Raw genomic sequence first — 13,556 nt, 5'->3', positions numbered from 1 at the left:
CGAGCGACGCGTCAATTCCGCGAATCGGACGGTGTCCGACACGTGGACGACGGGAGCGGCTTTCAGAGGACGTATGCAGGGGATTCCGCTCGGGGACGGGCCCCCGCGCGAAAACGTCCGGGAGCGCGGGCCCTTCACGGGTCGAGCTTCACGACGAACACGTCCGCCCCAGCGTGGGTGGCTTTGAGGTCGCCGGAGCCGAAATCGAGATCTCCGTAGACCGTCCCTGCCATGTAGACGTGCCCCGACGGGGCCACGACGAGCCCATTCGGGGAAAGGAAGAGGGCATTGCCTCCGCCGAACCGCCGGCTCCACAAGGGTTCACCGTCGGGCGAGAACTTGGCGACGAAGATGTCCAACGAGAGCGGCGAGGAGGCCTGGAGCACGCCCGCGCCGAAATCCACAGTCCCTCCGAAGCTCCCTCCGAGGATCACGCTCCCGCTCGGGTCCGTGGTGATGGCGTTGGCGGACTGGTATTGACCATTCCCGAAAAACTTGCCCCAAAGGTACTTCCCGTTCGGATCGAGCTTGACCAAAAATGCGTCACCTGCCCCCTCGGAGGCCTTGGACGTGACCGGTCCGCCGCCGAAATCCCAGGTCTCGCTGAACACGCCCGCCAGATAGACGTTGCCCGCGGCGTCCGGCTCGATCGTGAGATAGGAAGAATAGGAAGAGGAGATGATGCCGCTCCCGCCGAAGCGCTTGCTCCAGAGGTGCTCGCCGGAGGGGCCGAGCTTCACCACGAAATAGTCTTTTTGTCCCACGCTCGTCAGCGTCTCGCCCCCGAAGTTCGCCGAATCGTACATGTACCCCGAGAGGAAGATGTTTCCTTGTGGGTCGAATCGGGTGGAGTTCACCTCCACCGGCGGCAGGGTCTTGCTGAAGATGTGGTTCCCCGCCGCGTCGAAGCGCCCGAGGAACGTGACGCCGTCGGCATCCACCAGAGGTCCGCCGCCGAGGTCCAGGGAGTTCGCGCTCGTTCCGCCCCCGAGGAGCAGATCCCCCGCCGCGTTCGACCCTATCGCGTCGATGAACAGCGAAGCGGTGGAGGCGCTGATCTGCTTCCGGAACACGATATCGCCGGCAGGATCGAGCGAAAAGAGGAGCGCGTCCTGGTCGCTGACCGAGGTGAACGTCTCCCCGGCGAGCGTGACGGGGCCTGAAAAACGCCCGACGCCCGAGGTCCGACCTGCCCCATGGGTGACGAAGAAATCCCAGCCGTCTCCTCCATGGAGGACCTCCGCGCCGAGGGGATCGCCCTCCGCGCCGAGCTCGAGCACGCAGGCCCCCTGCCCGAGGGCCGATTCGACGACGCCCACGGGGCCGCCGACGTCGAGGGCGCCGACAAGGTCGATGCCGAGGACGATCCCGCCGGCGTCCGTGGCCGCCGCGCTTCGCACGAATTCGTCCTCGGGGCTCGCGAAGCGCTTCGCCCACGAGGTCTCTCCGGTGCAGACGGCCGATGTGCCGTCACAATTTTCGTCCCCCGGGATGGAGCACGCCTCGAAGGCCGGCAGGATCTCCCCCGTGCACGGGCCGAAGCCGCTCCCGTCGCCTGCGCACGTTCGGAGGCCCGCGCGGCATGCGCCCACGCCCTCGGTGCCTTCCGGGCCGGTATAACAAAGCTCCTGCGCGTGCGGCTCGCAGACGTCGGCCAGCTCGACATGCGAGCCGCAACCGGGCATCGCGGAGGCGAGCATTGCGAGGAAGAACAGACGGAGCACGCCCGGCACGCGGTTCACCATGACCGCAGGGTAGCCCTGGCCGCGCGCAAAGAAAATCACGTAGGATGGGCGAATGTGGAAACGAATCGGGGGTAGGGTCGTCGGTTGGGGGGCCTCGGTGATGGTCATGGTTTGCGCCGCGGCCGGTTGTGGCGAGGGGCGGAACGTCGCATTCGAGAACGAGCCCGAGGTCGCCTTCGCCGTCCAGCCGCTGCTCACGGCCGTCGAGCAGGCGAAGCTCATCCCGAGCAAGCCCCACTGGAACGGGCAGTTTGGTATCTCCACGGCGATCGACGGGGACACGGCGGCCGTGGGCATGCGTCGGTCCGCCAGTTCGGATGGCAAAGCCGGGGCCGTCTATCTGTTCGAGCGGAGCGGCGCCACCTGGGGCGAGGTGGCCGAACTCAAAGCGCCTGGCACGGTCTTCTCCGACGAATTCGGGGATGCGGTGGCCCTCGAGGGGGATCGGCTCGCCGTGGGCACCCCCTACATCGACGCCGATCTCCCGGGCGCCGTCTTCTCCTACACGCGGCAGGGGGGCGCATGGACCTTGGAGGGGAAAGTCGTGGCTGCGGACGGGCTCGGGTCCCGCGAGTTCGGGTGGAACGTCGTGCTCTCGGGGGATCGGCTCGCCGTCATGGATCCGCGCAGCGGCGACGTCGGCGCGGTCTACGTCTTCGTCTTTCAGGGGGGCACCTGGACGCAGGAGGCCCGGCTCGTCCCGAGCGGGCTCGGCAGCGAGGAGAAGGTGTCTGCCATCGGGTTGTCGGGAGATACGCTCGTCGTCTCGCACGGGTTCGGGGCGCGCGCCTTCACGCGTGCAGGGAGCACGTGGAGCGAGGATGCGGAGATCCCGACGGACATCCACCTCCGGGCGGTGGCGCTGGAAGGGGACACCCTGGCGCTCGGAGGTCAAGACGGGTGCCGGATCTTCTCGCGGGTCGGCGGCGGCTGGATCCAGGTGGCTGAGCCCTGGCCTCCCACGCAGCTCGGATGGGACAATTTCGGCGCGGCGCTGGCGCTCGAGGGCGACCGGCTCCTCGTGGGATCGAGCATCAGCATGCTCTACACGGGGTTTTTCATGTTCCGTGCCCATACCTTCCGCCGCTCGGCGGGAGCGTGGGAGCTCGAATCCGTGGTCCTCCCGAAGGAGCAGCCCAAGGATTGGCAAGGGGCGTTCGGCGCCTCCGTTTCGCTGTCGGGCGACACGCTGCTCATCGGCGCGCCGGATGAAACGACCCCCGAAATCGAGGGCGCGGCTTATATCCTCGCGCTTGCGCCGGGGCTCGAGAATGGCACCCCCTGCGACCAACACGCGGTTTGCGCCAGTGGCTTCTGCACGGATGGCGTCTGCTGCGACACGTTGTGCGAGGGCACGTGTGTGGCGTGCGTCGGGGCCTCGAAGGGCGACGGCATCGACGGCGTCTGCGGGCCCCTCGCGGCGGGGACCGATCCCGATGCGGAGTGCGCGGAGCTGGCGCCCGAGACCTGCGGAACGACGGGCATGTGTAATGGCGCCGGGGCGTGCGAGAGGCATCCGGCTGGCACCACGTGCGACGACGGCGATGCGTGTACCGAGGGCGACGTCTGCGTGGAAGGGGGATGCGCTGGCGAATCGCTCTCGTGCGCCGCGCCGGACGCGTGTCACCTGCCGGGGCAATGCAATACGTCGACGGGTGTGTGCGAATATGCCTTGATCAACCCCGGGGATCCGGAATGCGCGGTCGTCCCGGAGGCGTCCTGCGCGTGTGGGGTTCCAGGGAGCGGTTCGGGGCTGGGCGAGCTCTCTGGATTCGTGGGGCTCGCGCTCGCCGCGACGGCGGCTCGGCGTTCGCGGGGGCGGCGTTGATCGCCGGCCCTGGGCCCGAAAAGGTCATGGGCCGTGTCGGAAACGGTCCTGGGATCGGATTCGCCTAGGAACGACCGCGCCAGCCGGACCACGTCGCGGAGGCGGATGGTCTCCGTACCTGCCCTGCCGGACCGTGTCACCCAGGGTCCCGGTCTGAAGTGTCACCCAAGATTCCGGTTGCACAGGACCTCCTGGAGAAGGTCGAGTGACCTCCTGGAGCCGGTCGACGATCTCCTGGCGCCGGTCGAGGACCTCCGCCACCCGGTCGAGGACCTCCTGGCGCCGGTCGACGACCTCCTGGCGGAGGTCGAGTGACCTCCTGGCGGAGGTCGAGTGACCTCCTGGCGCTGGTCGAGAACCTCCTGGCGCTGGTCGAGAACCTCCTGGCGCTGGTCGAGAACCTCCTGGCGCTGGTCGAGAACCTCCTGGCGCCGGTCGAGCACCTCCTGGCGCCAGTCGAGAACCTCCTGGCGCCGATCGAGCACCTCCTGGCGCCGGTCGAGGACCTCCGCCACCCGGTCGAGGACCTCCTGGAGCTCGTCGAGGACCTCCTCGACCGGGTCGAGCCGGATCGAGTCGAGGCAGCGGGAACGGGCGGGGGGCGCGGCTCAGCTCTCGGGCGGCGGCGGGGGCGGCGGCTTCGGCCTCGCGTCCTCCATGATGACGCCGCGCTTCGGCTGGCACTTCTTGTTCTCGGCGCTCCACTCGCACTGCTCGGGGTTCGGGCACGCGGGCGGCGTGTTCGGATCCGTGACCTCGGGCGTCGTGCACGTGACCTCGGCGGACGCCGCGCCGGCGCCGGGCTCCGCGGGGGGCTGCTGCGCGCCCCCACACGCCACGAGGAGCGCGGCGGCGAGGCCCAGGACAAGCGGACGGATGGCGGCGAATCTAGAACGATGCATCACAATCTCCAATCTCAGCGACCCACCAACGGTGTTCCTCGGGAGCGAGTCGCGATCTGCGCCGAGGTCCTTTCAAGGAACGTTCCAGGCACGCCGCCTCCGCCGCCCCGCGAGGGCCAGGGCGCCCGCCGCGAGCGCGACGAGCCCCGTGCCCCTTTCGGAAGGCGCCCCGGCGGCCTGGCAAGCGCACCCGCGTGGCCCCCGCGCGAGCGCGAAGCGGGGCGGAGCCGAGCGACCGTCGAGCGCGGCGCCATTGCCGGAGACGATGAAGCTCGCCCAGTAATAAGGGTGCGGATGTTTTTCGCGCACGGCGAGCTGCGCCGCGCGTAACGCCTCGCTCCGCCCCCCGCCGGCGGCGAGGCCCGTGTAATAGGCCGTCATCAGCTCACTCGTGGCCTCGTCATCGACCTGCCACAAGCTCATGACCTGGGTCTCGGCGCCCGCCATGGCGAGCGCGCGGCGCAATCCAAAGACGCCCTCGCCCCGCAAGGCCTCACCCACGCCCGTTTCACACGCCGAGAGCACGACCAGGCGCGTGCCGCGGAGGTCGAGGCCCGAGATCTCGAGCGCCGTGAGCACGCCGTCAGCGGCGTCCGTGGTGCTCCGCCGGCCATTCGCGCCAAACAGCGCGAGCCCGGCCCGCAGCAGCGGGTTTTCCGAGGCGAACGCCGCGCGCTCCCCTCCCCGCGGCCCCTCGTCGCGCCCGCCCGCCGCAGGCTGATCCGGGAGGAAAAACCCGTGCGTCGCCACATGCAGCACGAGCGGCCCGCGCGTGGCGAGGAGCGCCTCTTCCGTCGCCGCGGTGCCTTCCAGGAGCCTCGCGCCGGGCAGCATTCGTTTCACCGCGGCGCCCTCGCTCCGCGTCGCCGGCAAAGGCGAAAACCGGATCCGCGTCATGTCCGCGGACCGCGCGCCGCGCCCCGCCCCGCTCGCCGCGCCCTCGCCGCGGGCCCCGAACGCCGGATCCACGACCACGAGCGGCGCCTCGCGGGCCTCGGGCGGCGGTTTTGCGAGGCGCAAAAGCTCGCGACCACTCGTCAGATACGTGAACGACGTATGGCGGACGAGCGACGTCCCCTGCGCGTCGACGAGCGCGGAGAAAGGCACGAGGTTCAGCGCGCCGTCGGGGCTGAGGAGAATCCAGCGGGTATCGCCGAGCAAGCCGCGGAGCGGCTCCGTCACCAGGGAATCGAGGTAGCGCGCGGCGGGGCGTGGATCCCGGCGGGGGGTCGCGAGATCTCGCAAAAGCCCCGCGGCGACCTCCTCGATGCCCTCGGCATTGCCGAGATCCACCGACGTGATCTCGCCCTCGTGGCGGAGGACGTACGCGGCGAGGCGCGGCGCGCCCCAGGTGGGGCGGACGGGCGGGCCGGAAGGATCATACGGGCGATACACGACGAGCTCGACGAGCACCGCGCCCGCGGGAATGGCTCGTTGCACGTCTTCCAGCGAGAGCAACGCGGCCGGGCCGGCGTCGGGGGCGGCGCGCGGGAGGGCCGAGAGACGGGCGTCGAGCGCGCGGCGGCGTCGCTCCAGGGCTTCGAGCTCGGCGAGGTGCTCGGCGGGCGGGACGTCGATGGGCCCCCGGGAAACAGCGGCGGACAGGCGCGCGTCGACCTGGGCGCGCTCGTCGAAGAGCGCGCGCCCTGCGGAATCGAGGGATTGCCGCAATGCAGACAGGCTGCCGGCCACGGCGTCGAGGACGATTCCCTTGCGCCGGAGGATCGCCGTGAGCGCGAGGCGCGCCGCCGCGTGGTTCTTCGGCGCGACCTTGAGATGCAGCGAGACCAGCGCGTCCGTGTCCTCCTGGAGCATCGCTGCATGCGCGCGTTTCTGGTCCTCGGAGCCACGACCGAGGTGCACATGGGCAGCATGGTCCGCGAGGTCGGCCGCGCGCGCCCGCACGCGCACGGCGTCCTCGATGCGGTCCTCGGCCACATACAGATCGCCGAGGTCGCGCAAGGTATGGGCAATCTCGGGGTGGTCCGGGTGAAGGGCCGCTTCTCGCAAGACGAGCGCGCGCGTGAGCTCGGCCTCAGCGGCCGCGAAATCCCCCCGTCGGGCCAGCAAGAGCCCCATTGCGTGGAGGTACGGGGCGCGCTGTACGTGGTGTTCCTCCAGGGACTCCTGCGCCCCCGCGAGCGCCGCTTTCAAGAGCGGCTCGGCGACGTCGAGCTCCCCTCGATCCAGCGCGAGCTCGCCGAGGCGGAGCGCGGGCATGCTCAGCACGTCGCGGGAGATGCTCGACGCGGTGCGGACGCGTGATTCGAGGTCACGCAAGAGCTCCTCGGCGCGCCTTCGCTCGCCCCGACGGCGATGGAGCGCGGCGAGCGCTTCGACGGCGCCGATCGCATACGGCGACTCCCTGCTGAAGCGCTCCTCGGCAATGGCGACGGCGCGCTGGAGGAGCGGCGCGGCGCCTTCCATGTCGCCGAGCGCGAGGCGAATCCGCCCGAGCGATTCGTACACCGCCGGATTCGGCTCGCGTGGATCCTGGGCGCCGAGGAGGCGCACGAAGATCGGCTCGGCCCGCGCATAATCACCGTGAAGCGTGAACGTGCTGCCGAGCAAAAAGGGAAAATGGCCGCCGTCGTCCGGGGCGTCTTCCAGGAGCTTCGCCGCGCGCTCGGCCAGGCGCGCGGCGTCGGGATACCGCCCCGCATCGAGGAGCTGCAGGATCTGCCCGTAGAACGAGGCTCCGCTCTCGTTCGCCTGCGCAGGCTCCTCCGCCTGCGCGGCCGGGCACTTCGGGACGACGAAGGCCCCCGCGAGGGCGACGAGCAACCCCATGCGCACGAGGTGCCGGCGGAGCCTGGGTCGGGGAGCGCGCATCGGGGTCGGCCGAAGAAAATCGAAGCGTTGTATACGAGAACGAGCGGCCTTCTGTCAACTGCGGCCCCGGCGCCCCACGTGGGGCGACGCGCGCGCCGATCCCCGTGGATTCCGGCCGCGCCGCGTGTATCGTTCGCGCATGGCCGCCCCTCCCGAAGCACGCGCCGAGGCCTCCCTCTCGGCCGATCTGCGCGCGCTCGCCTCCTCCCCGCGCGAGCTCTGGACCGTGTACGCGATGAAGCTCCTCGAGTCCGTCGCGTATTTCGCCATTTGGTCGCTCCTCGTGATTTTCTTGTCGGACGACCACGGCTTCTCCGATACCGCCGCCGGCTCGGTCGCGGGCACCTGGCTCACGGTGATCAGCCTCGTCATGTTCCTCGCGGGCTTCATCGCCGACGGCCTCGGGATCCGGCGGGCGCTCGTGATCGCGGCGCTCTCCACCGCCGTCGGCCGGGGTATGCTCGCGTTCGCGGGCGACAAGATGACCATTTATGCGGCGCTCGCCGCGTCGGTCTGGGGCATTGCGTGCATGAAGCCCACGATGAACGCGGCCGTGCGCAGCTACACGACCCCGGCGACGGTGTCGTTCGCGTTCTCGTTTTATTACGTGCTCATGAACATCGGCTCCCTCGCCCAGGGGCCGCTCATCACCGAGTTTCGCAAGTGGTTCAAGGGCGGCGCGTCGATCGCCGGGGTCACGTTCTCGTCGAGCCAGATGGTCTTCCTCGTCGGGTTCGTCGTCTCCTGCGTCAACGTCGTGCTCGCGCTCTCCATGCGCGAGACGAAGCCGGCCGCGTCCTCGGACAAAGCCACGAAAAACCCGCTCACGATCGCCCGCGAGGTGCTGCGCGAGCCGGCCTTCTGGATCTTCCTGGGGTTCATCGCGCTCCTCACGTTCGTCCGCCTCATCCTCCAGCACGCGCATTTGACCTGGCCGAAGTACACGCTCCGCGAGTTCGGGCAGGATTTCCCGTTCGCGTATTACTGGTCGATCAACCCCGCCATGATCATCGTCCTCACGCCGGTGGCGACGGCGCTCACGCGCAAGTACCCGCCCTACCCGGTGATCACGATCGGCGCGACGATCACGGCGTTCTCCGTGCTCGCGATGGCCGTCTCGACGACCGTGGCCGCGAGCGTGGTGTTCATCGTCCTGCTCTCGATCGGCGAGGCGCTCTGGTCGCCGCGGCTCTACGAGTACACGGCGACGATCGCGCCGCCCGGGCGCGAGTCGAGTTACATGGGGCTCTCGGAGATTCCCCTGTTCCTCGCCAAACCTTTCGTGGGTTTCCTCAGCGGGTATCTGCTCAGCGTGTATTGCCCGCCGGCCGGCCCGCGGGACTCGCGCCCCATGTGGCTCGTGATCGGGCTCATGACGATCGCCGCGCCGGTCTGCATGCTCGTCTTCCGCCGGAACATCGAGCGCCGCGCGCCCGCGGAGGCCGGACCGAAGCCCGAAGCTGCCGCCTGAACCCCGACGCGCTCAGGGCCTCGTGCCCCCGGCGCGCGGCGCCGTCATCGCGCTCCGCACGGCGGCGCGGGGGGCGTCCGCGGCGAGCGTCATCTCCCGGCCAGCCCCCTTCACGCCGAGCGCCGCGAGGATCTCCGCCGTCTCGGGGAAATCCGCTCGATCGATGTACCGCTCGAAGAGCGGCCCCATGACGGACGCCCCCGTCTTTTGATCGACGAACGCCGCGAACTGCTCGGCGGACCACGCCTCCGCGGATCGGGCGCAGCAACGCGCGAGCTCGCGCAGCGGCCCGTCGAGGCCGCCTTCGACGCCCCGCTTCCGCAGCTCGACGTCCGCGAGCAACGAAAGGGCCGCGCCTGCCCAGTACACGCGCTGGTAGGCGTGCGTCTCGTGCATGTCGATGCTCTCCTGCCGCAGCGTACGCCCCGTCCCGCGGCGGCTCCCCCGCCGAAAACCGTCCTGTAAATCGTCCCAGGCGCCCTGTTCCTTCGTCATCCCCGCCCGCGCCATCAGGATGTACGTGTAATACGTCGCGAGCCCTTCCGACAGCCAGACGTCCCTCGAATGGAACCGCGGCGCCGACAGATGGAAAAGCTCGTGCACGGCCGTCCAATCCGCGTCGAGCGCCTCGGGCGTGATGGACGATCCCACCAGGATCATCACCGTCGGTCCGCCGCCGCGCAGCGCCATGCCGAATCCGACGTCCGATCCCGGCTGCGGGAGGAGCAGCGCCATCACGCGCGGAACGGGAAACCCGTCGTGGAGCTGGGTCAGCGCGGACGCGCTCCTCTGCATCCATTGCGTGACGAGCGGCGCCCGTTCGCCGAACCCGTCGCCAAGCGAGACGAGATTGAGCTCGGCGCCGCCCACGCGCGCTGTCTCCCGTTCGAGTTTTCCAAAGGCACCCGCGCCGCGCATCGTGAATGCGGTCTCCGGCACACGATACCCTCGTGGGCCGCCGGGCCAGGGAACGGCGACGTGAACGCCCGGCGGGAGCGTGAAGCTCGCCGTCAAGAGCGTCCCGGGGGGCCTGGGCTCGGGCGAGAGCAACCAGACGTCGGGCGCCGCGAGCACGTGGGCATCCCCGTGCGAGATCCAGAACCCCTCCCCCGGCGGCCCCAGATCCACGTCATACCCGATGCAAGCGCCGTCCGGCATCGATGCAATGGGCACGGCGTCCTCCTCGAATTCGAGCGGCACGTCGCCCGTGGCCTGCACGAGGCGCGGCCGGCGCACACGCTCGAGGAGCTCGGGCGTCGTCATGCGCAGGTGGGTGAACCGCAGATCCCGGGGACACACCGTGGCCGAAAGCGTGCGTAGCTCGGGATCGACCCCAAAGGAGTAATGCACCGCCGGGGTATCCCCCGTCACGGCGCTCGCCGGCGTCGTGGGCGCGCCCCCGCACCCGCCGAGGAGGAGCAAGCCTAGACAAACCGGCCGCCGGACGAACCCTTCCCCTCGCGCCATGATCCATGTCTACACCCTTCGTGTTTGGTTTCAAGAGGCCCCGCCGGGCCGCGGGGGAACCATCGGTCCACGACTGTAATGGGCGGCGCCCCCCTGCGTCGGCAGGGTCGTACCCCTGCACCACGAAGGAGCTTGGTCATGCATGCAAAGCGTATCTACGAGGCGCTGGCCGCCCTCGGGGCGGGCGCCCTGCTCGCCGGTTGCACCACGTCCCCGGCGCCGACGGACGGCCCGGACGTGAAACCCATCGCCGAGGCCCCCGCCGCAATGCCTCCGCCGGCCCACGACATGCCCACGGCGGCCGCGACACCTGCATCCACCCCCCCCGCGCCCCCGAGCGCAACGCCCCCGCCCGCCGCGGCGCCCGCGAAGGCCGCGGCAACCCCCGTCACAGCGCCGCGCGGGACGACGGCGCCTCACGCCGAAACACAGGCCGCCACGCCTCCCGCCCCGTCGCCCGTGACCGCGACCCCGGTCGAGCCTGCCGAAAAGCCTACGCCGGCCCCCGCGACGACCCCGACGGCCGCGCAAAAGCATGGCGCGCAGATGAGCTGCGGGGAAGGTTCCTGCGGGTGAACCACGAAGCGCCGGAGCTCACGGGGAGGGCCGAGAGCTCCGGCGCGCTCGCCCGCGAATCAAGCGGCGCGGGGGCGCGACGTATACCCGGCGTCCCGCAGCGCCTCGATGAGCGCGTCCGTCGGCGCGCTCGACGGATCGTGCTTCACGAGGACAGTGCCCTCGCGGAGCTTCACGTCCACCTTCTCGACGCCCTGGATCCCGCGGAGCGCGCTGTCGATGTGGCGAATGCAGGAGGGGCAGCTCATCCCGTCGACGTGGAGCAAAGTTTCGTTCATGGCGTCTTTCCTTGTTCCGGGAGCGGCCCGTTCGCCGCCCACGCCCCGAAGACGCAGCCGCCCACCTTTCATTTCACCCCGTCCGCCGGTGTAATGCGCCGGGCCGGGGCGCGTCTGCGCCGGTCGACAGCGAGGTTTCATGTCGACCGCATCCGCCCCCGCCCTGCTCCCTGAAAACGCCGCCGCCGCGGCACGCCGTATCGACCTGCCCATCGAAGGCATGACCTGCGCCGCCTGCGTGCGGCGCATCGAGCGCGCCTTGCTCGCGACCGAAGGCGTCCGCGAGGCCAAGGTCAACCTCGTCACGCGCGCAGCCACGGTCACGTACGACCCCGCGGCCTCCGGCACCGACGCGCTCGTCGCCGCCATCGAGCGCGCGGGCTACACCGTCCCCCAGGCCGCCGCAGCGCCGGACACCGCCGCCGCAGCGCCGATCGAACGAACCCACGCCGCCGACGCGAGCCTCGACCACGAGCGCCGCGTGCTCCGGCGCGACTTCGCCCTTGCGCTCGGGCTCTCCGTCCCGCTGCTCGTCCTCGGCATGTCGCACGGCCGTATCCCCGGCGCGGACGGGCCCCTCGGACGCTTCGTGCAGCTCGCCCTCGCGACAGCCGTGATCCTCGGCCCCGGCCGCCGCTTCTTCCGCCTCGCCTGGGCCGCGCTCCGGCACCACGCCGCCGACATGAACACGCTCGTGGGCCTCGGAACCGGCGCCGCGTGGGTCTACTCCGCGATCGCCGTCGTCGCGCCCGGCCTCTTCCCGCACGCCGCGCACGGCCAGCGGCCGCACGTCTATTTCGAGGCCGTCGGCGCCATCGTGAGCTTCGTGTTGCTCGGCAAGCTCCTCGAAACCCGCGCGCGAAAGCGCCTCACCGACGCCGTGCGCGGGCTCGTCGCGCTCCAGCCGAAAACCGCGTGGCGCCTGCGCGGCGACGTCGAGGAGGAGATCCCGCTTTCCCAGCTCGCGCCGGGCGACCTCGTGCGGGTTCGTCCCGGCGAGCGCCTGCCGAGCGACGGCGAGGTGGTCTCCGGCGCGTCGGCGGTCGACGAATCAATGCTCACGGGCGAGAGCCTGCCCGTCGACAAAGCCGCAGGATCCGCCGTGTTCGGCGGCACGCTGAACCAGAGCGGACAGCTCACGGTGCGCATCACGAAGACCGGCGCGGAGACCACGCTCGCGCAGATCGCCGTGGCCGTCGAGGAAGCCCAAGGCTCGAAAGCGCCCATTGCGCGCCTCGCGGACACGGTGAGCGGGGTCTTCGTCCCGGTGGTGCTCGGCATCGCGACCGTCGCGTTTGCCGCGTGGCTTTTCGCCGACCCTTCCGCGACGGGCCTCGCCGCCGCCGTCGAGCGGTTCGTCGCGGTCCTGGTCATTGCTTGCCCCTGCGCGCTCGGCCTCGCCACGCCAGCGGCCGTCGCCGTGGGCACGGGCCGCGGCGCCGAGCTCGGCGTGCTCGTGAAGGGCGGCACCGCGCTCGAAGCGGCGAGCCGCGTGGACATGGTGATCCTCGACAAAACGGGCACGGTCACGGCCGGAAGGCCCACGCTCTCGGCGGTGCACACGCTGCCGAGCTTCAGCGACATCGAGCTCCTCCACCTCGTGGGATCCGCGGAGCTCGGGAGCGAGCATCCGGTCGCAAAGGCCCTCGTCGACGGGGCGCGCGCGCGTGGCCTGGCCCTCGTGGCCCCCGAGGAGTTCCGCGCGGACGCAGGGCACGGCGTGATCGCGCGGGTCGCGGGGCGCGAGGTTCGTATCGGCACCACGCGTTACCTCGCCGCGCACGGCATCGATGCATTGCCGCTCGAAGAGGCTGCGGACGCGCTCGCGCAGGGCGGGAACACGCCTTCGTTCGTGGCCGTCGAAGGAGAACTCGCCGGCCTCGTCGCGGTCGCGGATCTGCCGACGGCGGAGGCGAAAGAAGCCGTCGCCACCCTGCACGCGCTCGGCGTGCGTGTCGCCATGGCGACGGGCGACCGCGAGGCCACCGCGCGCGCCGTGGCGCGATCGCTCGGGATCGACGAGGTGCACGCGGACGTGCGGCCCGAGGACAAAGCACGAATCGTCTCCGAGGCGCGCGAAAGCGGGCGCGTCGTCGCGATGGTCGGCGACGGCATCAACGACGCTCCGGCGCTCGCCGGCGCCCACGTCGGCATCGCGGTCGCGAGCGGCACCGACATCGCGGTCGCCGCGGCCGACATCGCCCTGCTCCGCGGCGGAATCGCCTCTCTCCCCACCGCGCTCGGCCTCGCGCGCGCCACGCTGCGCACCATCCGCCAAAACCTCTTCTGGGCCTTCATCTACAACGTGATCGGCATTCCCATCGCCGCGGGCGCGCTCTTTCCGCTGACCGGCTGGCTCCTCTCGCCGGTGCTGGCGAGCGCGGCCATGAGCCTGTCGAGCGTGTCCGTGCTCCTCAGCTCCTTGCGGCTGCGCGCGTACCGAACGAGCAAATGAGC

Annotated in this window: 10 protein-coding genes; 4 read left to right on the top strand and 6 right to left on the bottom strand. The window is 70.7% G+C overall.

The window, feature by feature from the left end; genetic code table 11:
• Positions 1–134 precede the first annotated feature (134 nt).
• Positions 135–1,745, bottom strand: a complete 1,611-nt coding sequence (locus tag POL67_RS17065; protein ID WP_271918427.1) for an NHL repeat-containing protein — start codon at positions 1,743–1,745, stop codon at positions 135–137.
• A 52-nt stretch (positions 1,746–1,797) separates the two neighbouring features.
• Here POL67_RS17065 and POL67_RS17060 point away from each other — a divergent pair, with 52 nt between their 5' ends.
• The gene (locus tag POL67_RS17060) at positions 1,798–3,573 is read left to right on the top strand and encodes an FG-GAP repeat protein (protein ID WP_271918426.1); all 1,776 of its coding nucleotides are present in this window, start codon (positions 1,798–1,800) and stop codon (positions 3,571–3,573) included.
• A 161-nt stretch (positions 3,574–3,734) separates the two neighbouring features.
• On the opposite strand, the gene POL67_RS17055 is transcribed toward POL67_RS17060, so the two are convergent.
• The 3 genes from POL67_RS17055 to POL67_RS17045 all read right to left on the bottom strand — a co-directional run bounded on the left by POL67_RS17055 (position 3,735) and on the right by POL67_RS17045 (position 7,307).
• On the bottom strand, positions 3,735–4,088 hold the full coding sequence (locus tag POL67_RS17055) for a hypothetical protein (protein WP_271918425.1): 354 nt from the start codon (positions 4,086–4,088) through the stop codon (positions 3,735–3,737).
• Between the two features lie 93 nt (positions 4,089–4,181).
• Positions 4,182–4,475, bottom strand: a complete 294-nt coding sequence (locus tag POL67_RS17050; RefSeq protein ID WP_271918424.1) for a hypothetical protein — start codon at positions 4,473–4,475, stop codon at positions 4,182–4,184.
• Between the two features lie 72 nt (positions 4,476–4,547).
• On the bottom strand, positions 4,548–7,307 hold the full coding sequence (locus tag POL67_RS17045; protein ID WP_271918423.1) for a CHAT domain-containing tetratricopeptide repeat protein: 2,760 nt from the start codon (positions 7,305–7,307) through the stop codon (positions 4,548–4,550).
• A gap of 139 nt (positions 7,308–7,446) precedes the next feature.
• On the opposite strand from POL67_RS17045, the gene POL67_RS17040 reads away from it, so the two are divergent.
• Positions 7,447–8,778: an MFS transporter gene (locus POL67_RS17040; protein WP_271918422.1), complete on the top strand. Its 1,332-nt coding sequence runs from the start codon at positions 7,447–7,449 to the stop codon at positions 8,776–8,778.
• 12 nt (positions 8,779–8,790) lie between these two features.
• Here POL67_RS17040 and POL67_RS17035 read toward each other — a convergent pair whose 3' ends face one another.
• Complete coding sequence (locus POL67_RS17035) at positions 8,791–10,245, bottom strand: M61 family metallopeptidase (protein ID WP_271918421.1); 1,455 nt, start codon at positions 10,243–10,245, stop codon at positions 8,791–8,793.
• Positions 10,246–10,383: 138 nt separating this feature from the next.
• On the opposite strand from POL67_RS17035, the gene POL67_RS17030 reads away from it, so the two are divergent.
• Positions 10,384–10,821 carry a hypothetical protein gene (locus tag POL67_RS17030; RefSeq protein ID WP_271918420.1) on the top strand — a complete coding sequence of 146 codons (438 nt, stop codon included), beginning with the start codon at positions 10,384–10,386 and terminating at the stop codon, positions 10,819–10,821.
• 59 nt (positions 10,822–10,880) lie between these two features.
• Here POL67_RS17030 and POL67_RS17025 read toward each other — a convergent pair whose 3' ends face one another.
• Entirely contained in the window at positions 10,881–11,099 is a 219-nt protein-coding gene (locus POL67_RS17025) for a heavy-metal-associated domain-containing protein (protein ID WP_271918419.1), read from the bottom strand.
• Positions 11,100–11,238: 139 nt separating this feature from the next.
• Between POL67_RS17025 and POL67_RS17020 the strand changes: the two genes are divergently transcribed.
• Complete coding sequence (locus POL67_RS17020) at positions 11,239–13,554, top strand: heavy metal translocating P-type ATPase (RefSeq protein WP_271918418.1); 2,316 nt, start codon at positions 11,239–11,241, stop codon at positions 13,552–13,554.
• Positions 13,555–13,556: the final 2 nt, after the last annotated feature.

Origin of the sequence: Polyangium mundeleinium (assembly GCF_028369105.1) — a bacterium.
Lineage (GTDB): Bacteria > Myxococcota_A > Polyangia > Polyangiales > Polyangiaceae > Polyangium > Polyangium mundeleinium.
Note: the sequence above shows the minus strand (reverse complement) of the source record. Positions and strands in the feature narration are given on the sequence as shown.